Origin of the sequence: Novosphingobium nitrogenifigens DSM 19370 (genome assembly GCF_000192575.1) — a bacterium.
In the GTDB taxonomy this organism is placed as follows: Bacteria; Pseudomonadota; Alphaproteobacteria; order Sphingomonadales; family Sphingomonadaceae; genus Novosphingobium; species Novosphingobium nitrogenifigens.
On the sequence record NZ_GL876933.1, the window covers coordinates 59,946 to 80,272 of the forward strand.

General features: G+C 67.2%; 18 protein-coding genes. 10 read left to right on the forward strand and 8 right to left on the reverse strand.

Annotated elements, in window-relative coordinates; genetic code table 11:
• Window positions 1-109 precede the first annotated feature (109 nt).
• Window positions 110-1,462 (reverse strand): APC family permease, encoded by a 1,353-nt coding sequence (locus Y88_RS10310; protein WP_008068926.1) that lies wholly within the window; start codon window positions 1,460-1,462, stop codon window positions 110-112.
• Window position 1,463: 1 nt separating this feature from the next.
• Window positions 1,464-2,495: a histone deacetylase family protein gene (locus Y88_RS10315; RefSeq protein WP_026166910.1), complete on the reverse strand. Its 1,032-nt coding sequence runs from the start codon at window positions 2,493-2,495 to the stop codon at window positions 1,464-1,466.
• A gap of 239 nt (window positions 2,496-2,734) precedes the next feature.
• On the opposite strand from Y88_RS10315, the gene Y88_RS10320 reads away from it, so the two are divergent.
• Window positions 2,735-5,383 carry a tetratricopeptide repeat protein gene (locus Y88_RS10320; RefSeq protein ID WP_008068929.1) on the forward strand — a complete coding sequence of 883 codons (2,649 nt, stop codon included), beginning with the start codon at window positions 2,735-2,737 and terminating at the stop codon, window positions 5,381-5,383.
• Here the strand turns inward: Y88_RS10320 and Y88_RS10325 are convergent.
• On the reverse strand, window positions 5,374-6,135 hold the full coding sequence (locus tag Y88_RS10325; protein ID WP_008068932.1) for a metallophosphoesterase family protein: 762 nt from the start codon (window positions 6,133-6,135) through the stop codon (window positions 5,374-5,376). The genes Y88_RS10320 and Y88_RS10325 overlap by 10 nt on opposite strands.
• The gene (locus tag Y88_RS19395; protein WP_169333625.1) at window positions 6,132-6,269 is read right to left on the reverse strand and encodes a hypothetical protein; all 138 of its coding nucleotides are present in this window, start codon (window positions 6,267-6,269) and stop codon (window positions 6,132-6,134) included. The genes Y88_RS10325 and Y88_RS19395 overlap by 4 nt, the downstream gene beginning before the upstream one ends.
• 163 nt (window positions 6,270-6,432) lie before the next feature.
• Here Y88_RS19395 and Y88_RS10330 point away from each other — a divergent pair, with 163 nt between their 5' ends.
• Window positions 6,433-6,768 (forward strand): UrcA family protein, encoded by a 336-nt coding sequence (locus Y88_RS10330; protein WP_008068935.1) that lies wholly within the window; start codon window positions 6,433-6,435, stop codon window positions 6,766-6,768.
• A gap of 7 nt (window positions 6,769-6,775) precedes the next feature.
• Here the strand turns inward: Y88_RS10330 and Y88_RS10335 are convergent, their stop codons facing one another.
• Window positions 6,776-7,291, reverse strand: coding sequence for a winged helix-turn-helix transcriptional regulator (locus tag Y88_RS10335; RefSeq protein ID WP_232281023.1), 516 nt, complete (start codon window positions 7,289-7,291; stop codon window positions 6,776-6,778).
• A gap of 294 nt (window positions 7,292-7,585) precedes the next feature.
• On the opposite strand from Y88_RS10335, the gene Y88_RS10340 reads away from it, so the two are divergent.
• The 4 genes from Y88_RS10340 to Y88_RS10355 all read left to right on the forward strand — a co-directional run bounded on the left by Y88_RS10340 (window position 7,586) and on the right by Y88_RS10355 (window position 11,653).
• On the forward strand, window positions 7,586-7,903 hold the full coding sequence (locus tag Y88_RS10340) for a CC_3452 family protein (protein ID WP_008068939.1): 318 nt from the start codon (window positions 7,586-7,588) through the stop codon (window positions 7,901-7,903).
• A 211-nt stretch (window positions 7,904-8,114) separates the two neighbouring features.
• Complete coding sequence (locus Y88_RS10345) at window positions 8,115-8,786, forward strand: hypothetical protein (protein ID WP_157132634.1); 672 nt, start codon at window positions 8,115-8,117, stop codon at window positions 8,784-8,786.
• Between the two features lie 79 nt (window positions 8,787-8,865).
• Window positions 8,866-9,264, forward strand: a complete 399-nt coding sequence (gene msrB / locus Y88_RS10350; RefSeq protein WP_008068942.1) for a peptide-methionine (R)-S-oxide reductase MsrB — start codon at window positions 8,866-8,868, stop codon at window positions 9,262-9,264.
• Between the two features lie 202 nt (window positions 9,265-9,466).
• Window positions 9,467-11,653, forward strand: coding sequence for a PBP1A family penicillin-binding protein (locus Y88_RS10355; protein ID WP_018075661.1), 2,187 nt, complete (start codon window positions 9,467-9,469; stop codon window positions 11,651-11,653).
• A gap of 112 nt (window positions 11,654-11,765) precedes the next feature.
• Here Y88_RS10355 and Y88_RS10360 read toward each other — a convergent pair whose 3' ends face one another.
• The 3 genes from Y88_RS10360 to hflK form a co-directional block, all read right to left on the reverse strand.
• Window positions 11,766-13,295 (reverse strand): Do family serine endopeptidase, encoded by a 1,530-nt coding sequence (locus Y88_RS10360; RefSeq protein WP_026166911.1) that lies wholly within the window; start codon window positions 13,293-13,295, stop codon window positions 11,766-11,768.
• A 79-nt stretch (window positions 13,296-13,374) separates the two neighbouring features.
• Window positions 13,375-14,250 carry a protease modulator HflC gene (gene hflC / locus Y88_RS10365; protein ID WP_232281024.1) on the reverse strand — a complete coding sequence of 292 codons (876 nt, stop codon included), beginning with the start codon at window positions 14,248-14,250 and terminating at the stop codon, window positions 13,375-13,377.
• A 1-nt stretch (window position 14,251) separates the two neighbouring features.
• A complete protein-coding gene (gene hflK, locus Y88_RS10370) occupies window positions 14,252-15,427 on the reverse strand; it encodes a protease modulator HflK (RefSeq protein WP_232281025.1) in 1,176 nt (391 codons plus the stop codon).
• Between the two features lie 138 nt (window positions 15,428-15,565).
• On the opposite strand from hflK, the gene Y88_RS10375 reads away from it, so the two are divergent.
• From Y88_RS10375 to Y88_RS19610, 4 genes are all read left to right on the forward strand, one after another.
• Complete coding sequence (locus Y88_RS10375; protein ID WP_008068950.1) at window positions 15,566-16,528, forward strand: Mrp/NBP35 family ATP-binding protein; 963 nt, start codon at window positions 15,566-15,568, stop codon at window positions 16,526-16,528.
• A 12-nt stretch (window positions 16,529-16,540) separates the two neighbouring features.
• Entirely contained in the window at window positions 16,541-18,931 is a 2,391-nt protein-coding gene (locus Y88_RS10380) for a molybdopterin cofactor-binding domain-containing protein (protein WP_232281026.1), read from the forward strand.
• Window positions 18,928-19,968 (forward strand): ferrochelatase, encoded by a 1,041-nt coding sequence (gene hemH, locus Y88_RS10385; protein WP_008068952.1) that lies wholly within the window; start codon window positions 18,928-18,930, stop codon window positions 19,966-19,968. The genes Y88_RS10380 and hemH overlap by 4 nt, the downstream gene beginning before the upstream one ends.
• A 78-nt stretch (window positions 19,969-20,046) precedes the next feature.
• Entirely contained in the window at window positions 20,047-20,238 is a 192-nt protein-coding gene (locus tag Y88_RS19610) for a cytochrome P450 (RefSeq protein ID WP_008068953.1), read from the forward strand.
• Window positions 20,239-20,327 lie beyond the last annotated feature (89 nt).

The following is a 20,327-nucleotide window of genomic DNA, read 5'->3' on the forward strand; positions in this document are numbered from 1 at the left end:
TTTCACCGCGGATTTCCGCCATTTTCCTCGCCCGAAGGACAGGGCCGCGCCGCATCAAGCGGCTTCGCGAATCACCCCGATTGCCGCAAATCGTGCGCAAACGCCTGGATCAGGCGAAAGGATCGCCCTTGACCGGCGAGAGGGATCGGTCCTGTCGGGCAAGAACAAGGCCCCACCATGCAAGACCGAGCCCCAGCCAGACGAGGCCCAGCACGAGCGCCGAACGGTTCATGCCCGCCAGTACGGCGAGCACGACGGCAATGCCCAAAAGCGGTGACGCGACATGGAGCGCGATATTGCGGCGCCCCGGATGGCGGGCGAAATGGACCAGCACGCAAACGTGCAGGAGGCTGAAACCGAACAGGGCGCCGAAATTCACGAAAGCGGCAAGCTGGTCGAGCGCATCGCGCAGCCACAGCGCAACCGCGAGCGAGATCGCGGTCGAAACCAGCATCGCCACATGCGGCGTGTTGTAACGGGGATGCAGCCGGGCAAAGGCCGCAGGCAATTGCCGGTCGCGCCCCATGGCATAGAGCACGCGGGCAACACCCACCTGCATCGGCAAGGCATTGGTGAACCCCACGAGCACGGCATAGAACCACGCGAGCAGGATCCGTGCCCATGGTCCGCCGAGCTGCCCGGTCATTTCATAGGCCGCCGCATCGATGCTGGTGAACCGCATCCCCTGCATCGCATTGCCCAGAATCCAGGCCACTGCCACAAACAGCACCGTCGCCACCAGCAGGACCAGCAGGATCGCCCGCCCGAGCGTGCGCCCGCTGCGGTCGGCGGTATCCTCGGCCAGAGTGGAAACCGCGTCGAACCCCAGGAATGACATCACGCAGATCGATGTCCCGGCCAGCACCGCCGACCAGTCGGGCGCCCCATGCATGAAAGGCGCAAGGCCGAGCCCCGCCGCGCCGTGCCGATGCACGCTGACCACGGCCGCCAGCGTCATCAGCCCGCCCATGACCAGAACCTGCACGACGACGCTGCCCGAAGAGACCGTCGCAGTCGAGCGCACCCCGAACCAGTTGACGCCGGTCGTGAACGCGCAGAGCAGCACGATCCACACTGCCCGATCGACACCGGGCATGAGCTGTCCCAGCGCCACCGCCATGACGAGATAGACGAATGCCGGGATCAGCAGATAGTCGAGCAGGATGACCCAGCCCGCGATGAAACCGGGCATGGGCCCCAGCACGTGGCGGGCAAAGCCGTAGACAGATCCCGCCGTCCTCACTTCGCGCACCATCACGGCATAGCTTGCCGCCGTGAACGCCATGCACAGCCCGCCCAAAAGGTAGGACAAGGCGATGAGCCCCCCGGACGCCTGCCAGACCAGCCCCAACGTCGAAAGCGGCGCGACCGGTGCGATATAGGCCAGGCCGTAGGCGACGAGGTCGTGCAGCCGAAGCTGTCGTTTCAGCCCGGCCTGCCCATCCCCCGTTCCCTCGTGCATGTCAGGCTCCGGCAAACCCGGTCAGGACATGGGCGACATTGGCGCCGATGTCGGCCACCGCATAGCCGCCTTCCATGACGAACAGCGTGCGACGCCCGAGCCCGGCCACGCGCCGCCCGATTTCGGCAAAATCAGGGCCGTGCAGCTTGAAATGGCTGATCGGGTCCTCGGCAAAGGTATCGACACCCAGCGAGACGACCACCATGTCGGGCGCAAAGGCCGCGATGTCGGCGAGCGCGGCATCGAGGGCGGAAAGATAGTCCGCGCCGCTGGTCCCCCAGGGCAACGGGAAATTGCGATTGGCGCCCAGCCCGTCGCCTTCGCCCCGTTCGTCGGCATGACCGAGGAAGAAGGGATATTCGACCGCCGGATCGCCGTGAAGCGACGCGAAGAACACGTCGCCCCGATCATAGAAAATCGACTGGGTCCCATTGCCGTGGTGGTAATCCACATCGAGGATCGCCACGCGTCCCGCACCGTTGTCGCGCAAGTATTGCGCCGCGATCGCCGCATTGTTGAGATAGCAGAAACCGCCCATGGCCCGCGCCCCGGCATGGTGCCCGGGCGGACGGCACAGGGCAAAGGCGCTGGCCGCCCCTTCGACGATCTGCCGCGCCCCGGTCAGGGCGCAAGCCGCGCTCGAGGTGATCGCCCGCCATGTCCCGGCGGTGATCGGGACGGCCGCGTCGATCGAATAGAACCCGAGCTTGCCGTCGATATGCTCCGGGGGAACGTCGCGCCGCAATCCGGTCGCAGGCCAGGCATAGGGCAAGGCATCGCCGGTCTCGCCCAATGCCTGCCACTCGTCCCAGGCGGTTTCGAGGAAAGCGAGGTAATCTTCGGCGTGAACCCGTGCCAGCGCCGCCCGGTCGAGCGGATCGGGCGCGACCACTGCGCCGAGCCCGGCAGCCTTGACCCGGTCGAGCACCTGTTCCGCACGCGCAGGCATTTCGAAACAGGGGACCAGCCGCCCGCGATAGAGTTCGGCGGCGCCGTGATGAAGGCGGTGATCCTCGCTGTAAATCGTCAGCATGGCGGTTTGCCCGTATTGCCTTTCCTGCCTTCGGGCGCATTCGATCAAGGCCCGACCCCGTGGCATCGGAACCTGCCGCCGCACCTGCGGCATTGCAAGAAGACCTCGGACCACGAACCGAACAAGGGCGGGGACGCCCGTCATGAAACTGCAAATGTCATGAAACGGCAAAGGATCGACCCTTTGGGAAAACGGCATCTCGCGACTGGGACTGCACAAAGGGGTTCAGGGCAGTACGCATGACCGGCAAGACCACCACATCGGCTTCACCCTCCCGCGACCAGATCGAAGCCATTCTGACGCTGGCACGCCAAGGCCGGATGGGAGACGCCCTGCCCCGTGCCCAGGCCCTGCTTGCGGCCCATCCTTCCGCCTTCGATGCCGCCCATCTCGTCGGCGTGCTTCAGGCGACGTCGGGGGCTTTCGCCCAGGCAGAAACGGCCTTTCGCCGAGCGGCGGACTTGCGTCCCGCCGATGCCGAGATCCACTTCATGCTCGGCGTCACTTTGCAGCAGCAAGGCAAGGCGGACGAGGCCGCCGCCGCTTTCCGCAGGGCCTCGAGCCTCAATCCGCAGCACGAGCTCGCCCTGCTTGCGCTGGGCACGACCTTGCAGGAAATCGGACGGACCGGCGAAGCGCTCGATGCGCTGGAGCGGCTCATCCGGCTCAATCCCGCCAGCCTCGACGCGCACAACAATCTGGGGGTTGCCCTCATTCAGGCCGGACAGCCGGACAAGGCCGCCGCCGCGCTCGAAACCGCGCTCCACCTGCGTCCGGATGCCCCCGACACCTTGTACAACCTTGTCGCCGCCTTGCTGTCGGCACGGCGGTTCGATGCGGCGCTCGTCCGGTCGGAGCAACTGTTGCGGATGGTCCCTCGCGATCCGCAAGCCCTGATGCAGCACGCACTGGTCCTGGTCGAAGCGGGACGCGGAGATGAGGCGCTTGCCCATTTGGACGCCATGCTGGCGCAATTGCCGCAAGGCGCGGCAGGAGCCCCCCTCCGTGCGGCCATCCTCGGCCATCGCGCGATTGCCCTGATGGCACTCGGCCGCCCCGAACAGGCACTCGACGTCTATGACGAGGCACTCCGCGCGGCGCCAGCCGATGCCGACATTCATGCCAACCGGGCGCTGGCACTGCTGGCGCTGCGTCGTCCCTACGACGCGCTTGTCTCGGCCCAGATGGCCGCGCGCCACAATTCCGCTGCGCCACAGGCGCACAATGTCCTGGGTCTCGCGCATCTGCGGCTCGGCGAATATGGGGCAGCGGCCACGGCCTTTGGGCAAGGGCTCGCCCTGCGCCCCGACGATCCCGACATGCTCAGCCATCTGGCAACCGCGCTCGCCGAACTCGAACGTCACGACGAAGCCGATCGCCTGTGGGCGCGCGCGTTGACGCTCGCCCCCAACCATGACGGCGCGCTGTTCGTGCAAGGAGCCAGCCTCGGCTCACGCGATCGCCATGCCGAAGCCGCGCGCCTGTTCGAGCGGGCGCTGGCCTTACGGCCCGAGCGCACGGCGGTGCGGGTCGAATGGATCCACGCCCTGTCCCATCTGTGCGACTGGCGCGCGGGCGAGGAATTCGCCCGTCTCACGACCGAAGAAGCCGAAGCGGCGGGCGAGCCGGTCCCATTCCATGCCCTGATCACGCTGGAGGATGACCCGGCCCGCCTGCGCCGCCGCGCCGAACGCTATGCGCAGACGCATTACGGCCATATCGTCCCGGTCGCGTTTCCGCCCGCCTCGGCAATCCCCGAAGGCCGTTTGAAAATCGGCTATTTCTCGGCCGATTTTCACGATCACGCGACCATGTTCCTGATGAGCGGCCTGTTCCGCGAACACGATCGCGAGCAGTTCGAAATCCATTGCTACAGCTTCGGCACCGTGCGCGAGGGAGCCTTGCGCGAAGCGCTGATCGGGCAAGTCGACCGCTTTCACGAGGTCGGCAACCGGACCGAAAGCGAAATCGCAGCCCTTGCCCGCGAACACGGTATTGCCGTTGCCGTCGATCTCAAGGGTCTGACCGGATTTGCCCGTTTCGGCCTGTTCGCCCATCGTGCAGCCCCCGTCCAGATCGGCTATCTCGGCTTTCCGGCAACGACCGGCGCCTCGTTCATCGACTATATCCTCGCCGACCCGGTGATCATTCCCGAGGAAGAGCGCGCGCATTACACCGAACAGGTCATCCGCCTGCCGCACAGCTATCAGGCCAACGACAATCGCCGCCCGATCGCCACCGATGCAGGCAGCCGCGCCGATTGGGGCCTGCCCGAGGGCGCATTCGTCTTCTGCTGCTTCAACAAGGGGTACAAGATCGCCCGCGACGACTTTGCCGGGTGGATGCGCATTCTTGCGGCCGTCGAGAACAGCGTTCTCTGGCTGATTTCACTCAGTCCGGAAACCGAACAGGCCCTGCGCAAGGCCGCGGCGGATGCAGGCGTCGACCCGGCACGGCTGATCTTTGCCCCGCGCGCGCCGCACGACGTGCATCTTGCCCGCCATGCTCATGCCGACCTCGGCCTCGATACCTTGCGCTACAATGCGCATACGACAGCAAGCGACGCGCTCTGGGCCGGGCTGCCGGTGGTGACGCGCGCCGGGCGCTGCTTTGCCGCGCGCGTGGGGGCCAGTCTCAACCATGCGGTGGGCCTCTCCGATCTCGTCACCCATGATGCCGCCGGGTTCGAAAGCCTGGCCATTGCACTGGCCCGCGATCCCGAACGACTGGCGGCCGTCCGCGCGCGTCTGGCCGACCGGGACAAGACGCCGCTGTTCGATACGGCAGGATTTACCCGCGCGATCGAGGCGGCTTATCGCGCCGCGTGGCAACGCCATGCCGACGGGCTTCCTCCCGCCGACATCGCCATTCCCGCGTTTCAGCGGTAACGGCCGAAAGTCTCGGCCCCGACGCCATCGAGACGCCGCGGGCGGCATTCGAGTTGCCCGTCGGCCAGAACGAGTTCGTTGAACGTCGGCGGCGTCGTCCGCAACCGCTGTGACAGGGTGCCCGCGCCGATCATGCGGATCGGTCCATGCGCCGTCTCGCGGACGAGGTCGAAGGCATCGTGCACATGCCCCGACAGCACCGCGAGCACTTGGCGCCGCGCGAGTTCAGCCAGCGCGCGTTCGCCGCCGCGCGTCAGCGCCTGTCCGCGCGTTCCGGCTTCGACCAGCGGGTGATGACAAGTGACGATCGCGGGCGTGTCCTTGGGCAAGGCATCGAGCGTCGCCAGCGTGCGGGCAAGCGCGGCGGCCCCGACGCAGCCCTTCGACCAGTTCAGCCGCCATTGCGCGCGTGCCGTCGTCGGCAGACGCACGAGCGCCAGTCCGGGCAAGTCGAGCTTTGCGCCAAGGCCCGCTTCGAGCGCGCGAAAGCGGCGATAGGGATCGACGAAACGCTCGACCGGATTGAAATAGGGCAAATCGTGATTGCCCGGATCGAGCGTAACCGGCACGCCGAGTTCACCGATCCATTGCGCGGCAGCGGCAAATTCGCGCGGACGGGCCCGCATGGTGAAATCGCCGGTGATGACGACGCCCTCGGGCCGTTCGGCACGGACAAGTCCCACCAGCCATTCCAGCGCGCGGCGGTCTTCCAGGCCGAAATGAAGGTCGCTGATGTGGAACAGGCGGATCATGCCGTTGCCATTCCCGTCCCGCGCCCATCCGTCAAGCCACCGGTTCCCCCCGTCATGCAGCCCATGCCGACCATGCCGCGCATGCCGTCCACCGATCCGGCATGGCGGTTCGTCCGCCAGTCGGCGCCGGTCATGCCCCGGTCGACCCCTTGCTGCGACGCCACCGCGCCGGGCGTAAGTCATGGTCATCCGGAAGCGAACGCACCCCCCGAATGCGTCGCGTCCGGGACCGGCAGGGCGCGAATGGAGGCGCGCCCTGCCGGTCGGCAACCACCCGTCTTTCAAGGAGAACACGCCATGCTTTCGCTGTGGATGTCCCATTCCGCCCTCGTCACCGGCGCGGCACTCGCGCTGTCGACGCCATTTGGCACCGCTCTTGCCGAAACGCCCGATCCCTTGCTCGAACAGCGCACCATGACCGTGCACTACGGCGATCTCGACCTTGCCACTGCATCGGGTCAGGCAAAGCTCGAAGCTCGCCTGCGCCGGGCCGCCGCGCGCGTCTGCGCCACCAACGAGGACATGCGTCCGCTCGTCGAACTACAGGCCGCGCGCGCCTGTTACGACGCAGCCATGGACCATGCGCACCAGACGCTGGCCTCGGCCCAGTCCCGTCGGACGCTGGCGCGCTGAACGCGCCTCAGCCTGCCGCGTGCAGGGTTGGCGACACCAGCGTGGGCGGCGCATCGCCGGTGGTTTCGGCCACTTCGCGACAATCGCGCCAGACCAGTTCGTTGGGCGCAAGCACGCGATCATCGTGCGCACGAATGGTGATCTGCGCAATCGGCATGCCGTCGCGATTGTCGCACAGCACCGGATTGCAGGGGATGCCCAGCGCCCACTTTTCGCCCCACTGGCGCAAGGCGAGCATCGCGGGCAGGAGATCGTGCCCCTTTTCGGTCAGGCGATATTCGATCCGGCGGCGGTCATCGGAGCAATGCTCGCGCTTGAGAATGCCCGATTCGACCAGTCGGGACAGGCGGTTGGACAGGATATTGCGCGCAATGCCGAGCTGATCGAGGAAGTCCTCGAAATGGCGGACGCCGTTGAAAGCCGCACGCAGGATCATGAACGACCAGCGTTCACCCATGACTTCGAGCGCGAGCGGCAACCCGCAACCCGCAAGGTACGACAGTGGTTCACGCAAATTACTCATGGTCGATCAGCATAGCCTATCGCGGTACGGAATATAAGGTCCGTTGAGGCAAGCGCCGGATCGACCATTCCCCCGCTCGATCACCGCTGCCTTTCGGGAAGAGCGCCTGCGCGTCGGGTGCCGTGGCGTCAAGTCCGAACGGCATCCCTTGTTGCCCTCATCCTTTCGGTCAACACAGTTGTAAGTTGCAACGGACAACTTATATTGCCATGCAGCAAATCTCCCCTCGCACGGGCCGCATCAACGCCGGTTCGAAAGGGGGGAAGCGATCCAACTTGGGAGAGTACCACAGACATGACCTTGCTCCGTCCTGCCGCCCTGGCCCTGACTACCGCAACTCTCGCCATGGGCGCCGCACCGGTGCATGCCCAGAGCGGCGGATATTATGCCGTGACGCTGGCAACTCCGCTCACCGCACCCAAGGACGTCATTCTGGGCGACACCTTGTGGCATTGCGCGGGAACGAGCTGTTCGGCGGGACAGGATCCGTCGCGTCCGGCGATCGTGTGCGCACGCCTGTCCCGCGCGGTCGGCGCGATCAGCCGCTTTGCGACGCCCGCCGGGGATCTTCCCGCCGACGACCTCGCCAAGTGCAACGGCAACCGCAAGTAAACCAGGAAATTCCCTCAAACCCACGACGTTCCCTTGCGCGCCCGCCACCTTCCCGAACGGGCGCGTTATTCCAGCGCGTTCCCTCACGCACCCTGCGAACGACGCTGACGACTGGCCCCGGGCGCCCCCTCTCTCGCCCGGGGCCATTTTCGCCAAACCATGCGGCGGTTTACCCATGACGCCCGGCCTCGGGCAGAGTATGGCAGGAACCATGATCCCCCGCCCCGTGCGCAGCCCTTCTGATTATGTCAGACTTGCCCTGACGCTGCTTTGCGGCGCTCTTGCGCTGCCGTCTCCGGCACCCGCGCAACCGGGTGCGCCTCCATCAGGGTCAGCGGTACCGCAGGACGAAGTCCGCTGCGCCGCCGCATTCGCACTCGCCGCAACTGCGCAGGCACAGGGCGATCCCGTCGCCCGGACCCTGCCTCCGCTCGGGATTCGCGGAAAACGCTATTTCGTCGCGGTGGCCGAACGCATGGCGGCACGCGGGGGCCTTTCGACCGAGGCGGTCGGCGCCCGGATGAGCGCGGCCGCGCAAGGGCTGAGCGCGCCGGGGGCTGCAACCGCAGCGGCGCGATCCTGCCTGTCGCGGCTCGACGCGGAAGTTCCGCCGCGTCCCAAACCCGACACGGCCACCTGTTCGGCCCTGCTCGACGTCTATGCCGACGTGATCGCGGCACGCGGCGGCGGCGAACCTGGTCCGACACTGCGTCTGGAAGCCCATCGCCTTGCCGAAACCCTGCGCGAGGAAGCCAAGGCCCGGGGCAAGAGCCCGGCCGATAGCGAAACCGCCCTTGCCGCCGCCCGCCAGCATGTCCGCACCGCGCTCTTACGCAACACCGGCGAGATCGACGCCGACACCCTTGCCGCGTGCAGACATTGAAGTGGTACGGGCATTGAAGCGGTCGGCTGCTTGCCCCAGATTGGCGGAACGAGGCGGCCCTACCGAGGAGATCCCCAGCATGACCGACAAGATGACGCTCACCGAAGCCGAATGGCGCGAGCGGCTCACGCCCGAACAGTACCATATTCTGCGCGAGGCGGGCACCGAGCGCGCGTTTACCGGCAAGTACGACCGCAACAAGGCGGCGGGCGACTATTTCTGCGCCGGATGCGGGGCTCCGCTGTTCGAATCCGACAGCAAGTTCGACAGCGGTTGCGGCTGGCCGAGCTTTACCGCCCCGGCCGATCCCGCCGCTCTCGATGAACGCACCGACACCTCGCACGGCATGATCCGGACCGAAGTGCGTTGCGCCCGCTGTGACGGACATCTCGGCCATGTCTTTCCCGACGGCCCGGCCCCGACCGGCCTTCGCTATTGCATGAACAGCGCCGCGCTCGATTTCACGCCCAAGGATTGACCTTTTCGAGGGGTTCGGGACCGAAAAAATCCGGTCCTGAACCTTTTGCACCGATCCGCCCGGCTTGGTGATTAACCCTGCGTTACACTTCGCCTATGCAGGGGGAAGCGGGACATGCCCGACGCGCAAGGGGACCGGCGCGCAAGGATCATGGCGCCCATTTGCCGACACGATGTTTTTTCAAGGGAACTGAACAGATCCAATGGCCAGAAGGGACACGCCCCGCCGCCGCGACTCCGGGGATGACACGCCCCGCGGAGGCTCTTTTCTCGGTCGACTGTTCAGGGGGCTGGCGATCTGGACGCTTGCCGTCGTGCTCTTGGCCGGGATCGGCCTTGCCGCGGCGGTCGCGATCACCGCACGTTCGCTGCCGAGCTATGAACGGCTGAAATCCAGCCAGGCCGGGCAGATGATCGTCGTGCGCGCCGCCGATGGATCGGAAATCGTCACGCTCGGGCCCAGCTACGGCAAGTGGATCCCGATCCAGCGCATGCCCAGGGTCATGCAGGACGCGATGATCTCGGTCGAGGACCGCCGTTTCCGCGAACACTGGGGCGTCGATCCGATCGGGATCGTGCGTTCGGTCTATGTCCGCGTGGAAAAGGGCCGCTGGCGTCAGGGTGGCTCGACCATCACCCAGCAGCTTGCGCGCAACATCTTCCTCAATTCCAACCGCACTTTCGACCGCAAGATCCGCGAAGCCGTGCTGGCGCTCGCGCTCGAGACCAAGTTCAGCAAGGACCAGATCCTCGAGCTCTATCTCAACAAGGTCTATTTTGGCGGCGGCGCCTATGGCGTGGATTCGGCCGCCCGCAAGTTCTTCGGCCATTCGGGCGAACAGCTCAGCCTCGGCGAAGCGTCCATCATCGCGGGGCTCGTGAAAGCGCCCTCGCACTATTCGCCGACCGCCGATGCCAAGGCCGCGGTCGAGCGCGCGCAAGTCGTGCTCGAAACCATGCAGGACGCAGGGGCGATCACCCCCGCGCAGGCCTCGAACGCGGATCTCAAGAACATCAAGCTGGCCGAGGAAGCGGGCCAGAACTCGGCGCGCTATTTCACCGACTGGGTCCTGCCCCAGCTCGATCAGGTCCTGCCCGACAACGACCAGCCGATCGAAGTATGGACGACGCTCGACCCGGCGGCGCAACACGCCGCGACCGAGGCGATCCAGGGGAACGTGCCCAACGGCGCACAAGGCGCGCTCGTCAGCGTCGATCGCGACGGAGCGGTGCTCGCCATGGTCGGGGGCACCGATTACGTCACCTCGAACTACAACCGCGCCACCAATGCCGTGCGCCAGCCGGGTTCGGCGTGGAAGCTGTTCGTCTATTTGACCGCGCTCGAAGCGGGCTACAAGCCCGATGACAAGGTGGTCGACGAACCGGTGACCATCAACGGGTGGAGCCCGCGCAATTCGGGCGGCAAATATGCCGGGCAGATCGACGTGCGCACCGCCTTTGCCTATTCGAAGAACACTGTCGCCGCGCAGCTGGGCAACGAAGTCGGGTTCGGCGCGGTTGCCAACATGGCGCGCCGGTTCGGCATCACCACGCCGATCAACACCATGCCCTCGATGGTTCTGGGCAGCAGCGAAGTGCGCATGATCGACATGGTCCGCGCCTTTGCCGAAGTGCAGGCCAAGGGCACTTCGGTCACGCCCTACGGCATCCGCAAGGTAACGACGACCGACGGGGAAGTGCTTTACAGCCACCGCGACGAAACGCCCCAGCAGCTCGTCCCCGACTATGTCGCGGCCGGGATCACCGACCTGTTGCAGACGGCGGTATCGATCGGCACCGGCCGCGCCGCCCAGATCGGCCGCCCGGTCGCGGGCAAGACCGGGACCACCAGCTCGAACAAGGACGGCTGGTTCCTCGGCTTTTCGAGCGGGATCACCACCGGTGTGTGGATGGGCCGCGACGATGCCAAGCCCGTGCCCGGATTGCAGGGCGGGACAGCCCCGGCGCGCGCCTTTGCCGCCTATATGCGCTCGGCGACCGCCAAGCGTCCGCCCGAGAAGTTCCAGACCGAGCTGAAGCTGCCGCAATACCAGATCGAACCCGACGACGAGGTGCTGCAGAACAACCCGGACAACTACTTCTACGTCGATCCCAACGGGAACATCGTCAATCATCAGGGGCAGCCGACCGACGCGGCGCAAGGGACCGACGGCACCACCCGTGCGGCCCCGACGCAGGGACGCGACGACACCGTCCCCGTTCCCGACGATCAGGGCGCGGCCGCGAGCGACGATTTCCTCGACCGCGCCACCGGACGGCAGGGCAGCGCCACGGCAGCTGCCCGCCGCACCCCGTCGACGACACCGCACGCGACGGCAACGCCCCGCGCGTCGGCGCGAACCGGGACCACGTCCGCCAATACCTATTGATCCGGACAGTCGATCCGGATCCGGGACAAAAAAAGGGGCGGCCCCATGACGGGACCGCCCCTTTCTCTTTGCGTGCCGCAGGACCGGTCCGGAAGACCGGTCCCGGTTCCGATCAGCGCAGGCGGATCGGGAAATAGAACGGCGGCTGACCGCGACGCTGGATGCGCAGCAGGATCGCCTCGCGGTGTTCGGCCTTGGCCTGCTTGACCACGGTGTCGAGTTCGGCGCGGGTCGTCACCGGCTTGTAGTTGGCCGAGAGGATGATGTCGCCCCGCTGAAGCCCCTTGGCCGCAGCGTCGCTCGAATCGTCGACTTCGGTGATGACGACGCCATGGACGTCCTCGCTCATGCCCAACTGACGCGCAATCTGCGGCGTCACCGGGATCACCGCGACACCCAGCGCCTGCTGGATGATCGGCGCAGCCTTCTCGCTCTTGCCGTTGCCGAGGCCGTCGTCGTCCTGGCCCTGATCGGGATCGAAGCTCTGCTTGGCGAGTTCTTCCTCGCTCGGCCGCTTGCCCACTACCGCGTTGACGGTGACGTGCTGGCCGTTGCGGATAAGCTCGATCGGGATGCGCTTGCCCGGCTGGGTGTTGGCGACGATGTAGGACAGCGTCTGTTCGGGGGTCACGTCCTTGCCGTCGACGCGCACGACGACGTCACCGGCCTGCATGCCCGCCTTGGCCGCGCCCTGTGCAGGTTCGACCGCCTGAACGAATTCGCCGGTCCGCTTGGGCAGGCCAAGCGAGGCGGCAAGGTCGTCGGACAGCGGCTGGATGCGGATGCCGAGGTATCCGCGCTCGATCGCCTGCCCCTTCATCAGCTTTTCGACGATGGGGGCCGCGGTTTCGGCGGGGATGGCAAAGCCGATGCCGACGCTGCCGCCGGTCGGCGAGAAGATCGCGTTGTTGATGCCGATGACGTTGCCGCGCATGTCGAACATCGGACCGCCCGAATTGCCGCGGTTGATCGAGGCGTCGGTCTGCAGATAGCGGTCATAGGCCGAGCCCGAACCGGTGTTGCGATAGACTGCCGAGATGATCCCCTGCGTCACCGTTCCGCCAAGGCCGAAGGGATTGCCGATGGCAATGACCCAGTCCCCCACGCGCGCATGACGCGAATCGCCGAACTTCACGAACGGGAACGGCTTGGGCGCGTTGATCTTGAGCACAGCCAGATCCGAGGCCGCATCCTTGCCGATGAGCTTGGCCGGATAATCGGTGCCGTCGGTCATGGTGACGGTGATCGATTCGACTTCGCCCTGGCCTTCGGCGGTGATCACGTGGTTGTTGGTGACGATGTAGCCGTCGGCCGAGATGATGAAGCCCGACCCCAGCGACTGGGCTTCGCGGGTCTGCGAACCGCCGCCCTGACCGCCGCCGAACAGATCGCCGAACGGCGTCCCGGCAAAGGGATTGTTGGCCTGGACCTTCACGCGCTGGCGCGTCGAGATGTTGACCACCGCGGGCTGCAATTGCTGGGTCAGGTCGGCAAAGCTCGGCGGGGCGCCGCGCGGGGCCATCGCCTGCATCTGGGCACTGTCGTTCTGCGCGACCTGGGCTCCGGCCGGGAAGCCGGTCACCAGCGTCAATGCGCTACCGGCGAGGAGCAGCGCCGAAGTAACTCCGTAAGCGTATCGCACGTGGCCTAGTCCTCTTTTTCCTTACTCCGGCACTGCGCAACCATGCGGCTGCGCAACACCTTCACACTGTGGCATTCCCTCATTCGCCTGAATGAGGTTTGAATGACGAATCCCCCCGGAATTGCCGTAAATAGGCACTGTCGGGGGACAACACGATGGCAGTGCGACTGCCCTTTTGCGCAAAGGTCGTGTCATAGCTCTGCATGGCGCGATAGAAATCATAGAATTGCGGGTCCTTGCCGAAGCTCTCCGCATAAGTGCGTGCAGCAAGGGCCTGCGCATCGGCGCGGATGGTTTCAGCGTCCTTGTGCGCCTGCGCCGCGATCGCTGCTGCATCAGCCTCGCGCGAGGCGCTCATGCGGGCATAGACCGCTTCGAGCGCGGCCCCCTCGGGCATGGCGAGACGGCGCAACCGTACGTCTGCAACCGCAAGGCCATAGACCCGCGCCTCGCGATCGAAGGCCGCGCGCAAGGGGGCGAGCCCCTCGCCCCGGGCCAGCGCCATCGCCCCGGCAAAACTACGCCGCCCGACTTCGCGCTGCACCACCGAGGCCAGCACCGGACGCAACAGTTCGGGCACATGGTCGGCACTGCCCAGAGCCAGATAGAGCCGCGCCGGATCAACGACCCGCACGGCAGCATAGGCATCGACCACCAAGGGCTGTCCATCAGAGGTCGTGACCGAAGCCGCGTCGAGCGGGACCGCCATCTGGCGCCGTTCGACCCAGACGACCTGTTCCAGCACCGGCCAGCGCATGGCAAGGCCCGCGCCCTGATCGCCCCAGCCGTTGAGCACGCGCACCGGGCGCCCCATGCGCAGGACCAGCGCCTCGCGGTTCTGCGGAACCGGGACCATCACCAGAAGGAACAGCACGACCGCCACCACTCCGGCGATCAGGAACCCAAGCCCGGGCGGAAGCGAACGGATGCGACGGCGAGGATGCACGCTCGTCATCTCAGCGCCCCTCACCCGTTGCACCCGGACGCGGCTGCGGCGGTTGCGGCGGGGCCAGCGGCAAAGGCGGAAGCACAACCGGCCCGGCCGCCCCTTGCGAGCCGAGAATGACCTTGTCCGACTGACCGAGCACGCGCTCCATCGTCTCGTAATACATGCGTCGCCGGGTCACTTCGGGTGCCAGCCGATATTCGGCATAGACCTTGTCGAAAGCATCGGCCTCGCCCTGGGCATGGGCTGCCATCTGGCTGGCCCAGCTGCGTGCCTGGGCGATCTCGGTATCGGCCTGCTGGCGCGCAGTAGTGACATCGCGCCAGGCGTCCGCGACGCGGGCGGGCGGCTGGGCATGGCGCAAGTCGATCCCGTCGACGCCGATGCCCGTGCCATAGCTGTCGAGCAGGCCCTGGAGGCGGCGGGCCGCTTCCTGCGTCAGGTCGCCATGCGCACTGCCCATGGCCTGCGCGAAATCGAGACCGGCAAGCGTGCTGCGCATCGCGGTATCGGCGGCAAGGCGCAAGGTCTGGGCGGGGTCGTCGACTTGCCCCACGAACCGGCGCAGATCGCGGACGCGCCAGCGCACGTCATAACCGACATCGACAAGCGCGGCGTCGCGCGTGAGCATGACCTGCTCGCCTTCGCCCTCGGGCATGGCCATGTGGCGCACGGCCCCGACATCCTCCACCCGGACGGTCTCGATCGGCCAGGGCCATGTCACCCCGAGCCCGGGCGCCAGCGTGCGCCCGTCGGCTCCGAAAGTCGCCACGATCCCCTGTTCCCGGGCCCCGATCGGATGCAGCGAGGTTCCGCCCAGCCAGACCAGTGCCAGCGCAGCCAGCCCCCAGGGCGTCCACGACGTTCCAACCGGCGGCTTCCAGCGGCGACGCGGCCTGCCGCGCCCGTTCTGAACCAGTCGCCGCAGCAATTCCTGACGATCGATCCGGGGTGAATGTCCGGCGGCGCGCCACGGGTTGTCGGGGGTATCCTCGCTCCCCGTACGACCGCCGGCCTTCTTGCCGGGGCTCTCGCCGGGTTCATTCTTGCCCAATGCGTCAGGCGCAACCGGAGAAGGCGGGGAAGCCGGGCCGCTCTCGCTCCCCCCCTCGTGCCCATGTCGCGGGCTGTGCCGTTTGGTCGCATCGAGACCGGCTTGGGCCTCGTCCCCGCCAGGACCGTTCATGGCGATGGTTATAGGAGGGGATTGCCAGAAAAACAGGTCTCCTTCCCAAAATTCCTTGCTAGGGCGGACGCACTCACCGGGCGCGACCACAACCGCCGTCCCGGCTCACGACGGAAAACAGCAAAGCGGACATGCGAAATGAGTGAAGGTGAAGCGCTGAAAACGGCGCTGCGGGACGTGGCAGGCGAACGGGTTCAGGCCGTGCGCGTCAGCGGTACGGCGGCGACCGCCGTGGTCGATGCCGAAGGGCTCGACGATGCCGGGCGATCGGGCCTCGAAACGCAATTGCGCGAAGCGGCAGCGCGCCTCGGCTTTGCCGACTTGCGCGTGGCGATGACGGCGGCACGGCGGCGGCGGCGGATCATCGCGGTCGGATCGGGCAAGGGCGGCGTCGGCAAGTCGACGCTTTCGGCCAATCTCGCGGTGGCGCTGGCCCGGCTCGGACGCCCGACCGGCCTTGTCGATGCCGACATCTACGGCCCTTCGCAGCCGCGCCTGCTTGCCACCGAAGACCAGCGCCCGGAATCGCGCGGGAACAAGCTGGTGCCGGTGCCCTCGCGCTTTGGCGTGCCGATGCTCTCGATGGGCCATCTCGTGCGCCCCGGCCAGCCGATCGCATGGCGCGGGCCGATGGCGGTCAGCGCGCTGGGCCAGTTGATCGACGCCGAATGGGGCCCGATCGACACCATCGTCGTCGACCTGCCGCCCGGCACCGGTGACGTGCAATTGACCATGTTGCAAAAGTACAAGCCCGCAGGCGCGGTGATCGTGTCCACGCCCCAGGATCTGGCCCTGATCGACGCCGAGCGCGCGATCGGCCTGTTCCGCCAGGGTGAAGTGCCGCTTATCGGCATGGTCGAGAACATGGCGGGCTATCTGTGTCCCCATTGCGGACAGGAAAGCGAACCGTTCGGCCATGGCGGCGCCGAGGAAGCCGCGCGCGAGATCGACCTGCCGTTCCTGGGGCGCATTCCGCTCGCCCTCGCCATTCGCCGCGACAGCGACGCGGGTCAGCCGCCCGCCGCCGGGGAAGGCCCGATCGCCGAAGCCTATCTCAAGATCGCGCGCGCGGTCGGCGACTGGCTCGACCGCAACGACTGATCCCCGGCTGCAATGACCTGGCGCCCATCACGCTTGCTCCCCTCCCGGCTTTCGCTCGACCGGCGATCGCTGCTGATCGGTGCGGGTGTGACGGGCAGCCTCGTCATCGGCATGCTCGCCCTGCCCCGCCGTTTCCGCGCTCCGCTCGAAGCGGGCGAAGGCGAACATGTCATCGAAGGCTTCCTCCGCCTTGCCCGCGACGGCACGATCAGCGTCGCCGTGCCCGCGACCGAAATGGGACAGGGCATCGACACTCTCGTCGCGCAGATCGTCGCGGTCGAGCTGGGCGCCGACTGGCGCAAGGTCGGTGTCGAGCCTGCCCCGGTCAGCCCGTTCTATGCCGATCGGGTGATCGCAGCGGAATGGGCCGAAATGTGGCTGCCCGGACCGGTCGCGGACTTGCCGCTCCTTGGCGACGGGCTGGCGCAGGCACTCGCCGGGGAACCGGGCGATGCGCTGGTCCGGCTCGAAGCCGACCGCGAACCGGTCATGCTGACGGCGGCAGGAACGACTCTCGCCGCATTCGAACCCCGCCTGCGCGCGGCCGCGGCAGCCTTGCGCCATGTGCTCTGCGCAGCGGCAGCGGCGGAAGCGGGCCTTGACCTTGCCGCTTGCGACACCCGCGCCCATGCCGTCGTCTGCGGCAAGAAGAGCTGGCCGTTTGCGGCCCTGATCGATCGCGCCCTTGCCCTGTCGCTGCCCGAAACGCCCGCCTTGCGCCCGGTTCCCGCGTGCGAGGATGCAACCGCCTCGACCGGCCGCACGGCAGCCCCGGCCTTTCCCCGGCTCGACCTTCCCGCCAAAGTCGACGGCAGCCTCGTCTTTGCCGGGGACGTGCGCCTGCCCGACATGGTTCATGCCGCGATCGCCCACGGCCCGCAGGGGCATTGCCGCCTCGCAAGCCATGACGAAGCAGCCGCCAGGGGTATTCCCGGCCTGATCGGGATTGTCGCCACCGACCGCTGGCTCGCCGCCGTCGCCCGCACATGGCATGCCGCCGACAAGGCGGTGAAAGCCATGGACCCGCGCTTTCGCGTCGACCGCGACGAGAACGGCCGCGTCGTCGAAAGCCTTGCCAACGAAGCCGCGCTCGAAACCGCGATGACGCGGGGCCATGCCACCCGGATCGCGGCGGAAGGCAATCCCGACGCCTTGCTCGCGCATCCCTCGATCGGCGCGCGCTACGACATCGAACCGGCTCTTCATGCGCCGCTCGAAACCGCCAGCGCCACCGCGCGCCTGCAACACGGGACGCTCGACCTGTGGATCGCGACGCAGGCCCCCGAGGCCGCAGCACGGGCCGCAGCGCGCGGGGCGGGGCTGTCGCGCAGTGCCGTGACCGTCTATCCCATGCCCGCCGGGGGCAGTTTCGATGCCCGGCTCGATGTCCGCATGGCCGAGGAAGTCGCCGTGATCGCCAGGACGGTCGGCCGTCCGGTGCAACTGACATGGTCGCGCTGGCAGGAAACGCTGGCAGGCTATCCCCGCACTCCGGTCAGCGCGATGCTGGCCGCAGCGTTCGATCCTGCCCGGCAACGCCTGCTCGGCTGGCGAGCCCGGCTTGCCCTTCCCGCCAGTGCAGTCGAGCAGGGCGCGCGCCTGTTCGATGACGCCGACAGCAAACGGGCACAGGACCACGCCGAAGGCCATGCCGATCCGCTCTCCTGTGCCGGGGCCATGCCGGTCTATGCCATTCCCGAACGCGCGGTCGATCACCTGCCGACCCGGATCAGCCTGCCCACCGGGCGCCTGCGCGGTGGGGCCCACGGCTACACGGCCTTCTTCACCGAAAGCTTCCTCGACGAATGCGCCCATGCGCTCGGCATGGAACCGATGTCGTTCCGCATCGGCATGCTCGGCGATGCCCCGCGTCTGGTCGCCTGTCTTCAGGGGGCCGCGCGGCTTGCCATGTGGGGCGGGGGCGGCAACGGTTCGGGACAGGGCATCGCCTGCCACACCATGGCGCTTGCCGCGCCCGAAGGCCGTCGCGAAGGCCATATCGCGGTCGTGGCGACCGCGCGCGCGGATGCAGGCACCATCCGCGTCGAAAGCCTGAGCGCGTTCTGCGACATCGGCCGGGTCATCAATCACGACATCGCCCGCCAACAGATCGAAGGCGGCCTGATGTTCGGGCTTGCCCATGCTCTGGGCGGCAGCACCACGTGGAGCGCGGGCCGTCCGCTCGCCGGGCGCCTTGCCGGACTTGGCCTGCCCCTGCTGGCCGATTGCCCGAAAGTGGATGTTGCCTTTGCCCAGAGCGAGGCCGAACCCTTCGATCCCGGCGACCTCGGGATGGTGGCGGCGGCACCGGCAATCGCCAATGCGCTGTTTTCCGCGACCGGCGTCCGGTTTCGCCACCTGCCGCTCACCTCGCCAGGCCCCGTTCCGCTTTCCGAAAGATGACGATGCCGCCCTCTTCCGTTTCCCCGCACTTTTCCAAGGACCATCCCACAATCGCCACCGGCAAGGTCGGGGTCCTGCTGCTCAATCTGGGCACGCCCGACGCGCCGGAACCGGGAGCGGTGCGGCGCTATCTCGGCGAATTCCTGTCCGACCGTCGCGTGGTCGAGATCCCGCCGCTGCTGTGGCAGCCGATCCTGCGCGGCATCATTCTCAACACCCGCCCCAAAAAGTCCGCCCACGCCTATGCGCAAGTGTGGACCGACGAGGGGTCCCCGCTTGCCTCCATCACCGTGGCGCAGGCGCGCGACCTGCAGGCCCGGCTGGGCGAGGCCGCGATCGTGCGACACGCCATGCGCTATCAGAGCCCGGCGGTTGCGAGCGAACTCGACGCCCTTGTCGAGGCGGGATGCGAACGCATTCTCGTCGCCCCGCTCTATCCGCAGTATTCGGGCGCCACGACGGCCAGTTCGCTCGACGCGCTGTCGCGCTGGGTACTCGAACGGCGGCGCCTGCCTGCGCTGCGCACCTTGCCGCCCTATCACGACGATCCGGCCTATATCGGTGCGCTCCATCGCGACCTGTCGCGACAGATCGCCGCGCTCGATTTCACGCCCGAACTTCTGATGCTGTCCTATCACGGCATGCCCGAGCGCACCCTGCACCAGGGCGATCCCTATCACTGCCACTGCCGCAAGACCTCGCGCCTCCTCTCCGAAACCTTTGCGCAGAGCCATCCGCACTTGCGCCTGGTGACGACGTTCCAGTCGCGCTTTGGCCGCGCCAAGTGGCTCGAACCCGCGACCGACGCCACGCTGCTCGACGAAGCGCGGGCCGGAACGCGCAAGGTCGTCATCGCCGCGCCCGGTTTCTCGGCGGATTGTCTCGAAACGCTCGAAGAACTGGCGATTCGCGCCCGCGAGGATTTCCTTGCCGCAGGCGGCAGCCATTTCGCCGCGCTGTCCTGCCTCAATGCCGGTGACGAAGGCATGGCCATGCTCGAAACGCTGGTACGCCGCGAACTGGCCGGCTGGATCTGAGCCCCTCGCGGGACTTCCCGATTCGATCCGATGCGTTTCACGCCCGATCAGGTCGCTGGCCGTCACCGGCACACGTAGGTGCCTTTCGGCGGCGGCGCGCACATGTGCCTGGGGCTGCATTTTGCAATGATGGTGATGAAAGTGCTGTTGCATCACGTGGTTGCGCGCTATCGCCTCGAACCGTTGCCCGGTCCCACCCATGACTGGCAACCGTGGCCGATTGCCCGCCCCCGTGACGGACTTCGGCTTGAAATGCGGCGAATCTGTTGACGATTGGCGCTTTGCCGCGTATGGGCGCCGCTTTCCTGCGGGCATGCCCGCCTGTCCTGACGCGCCCGGTTGCTGATGCTGCCGATCGC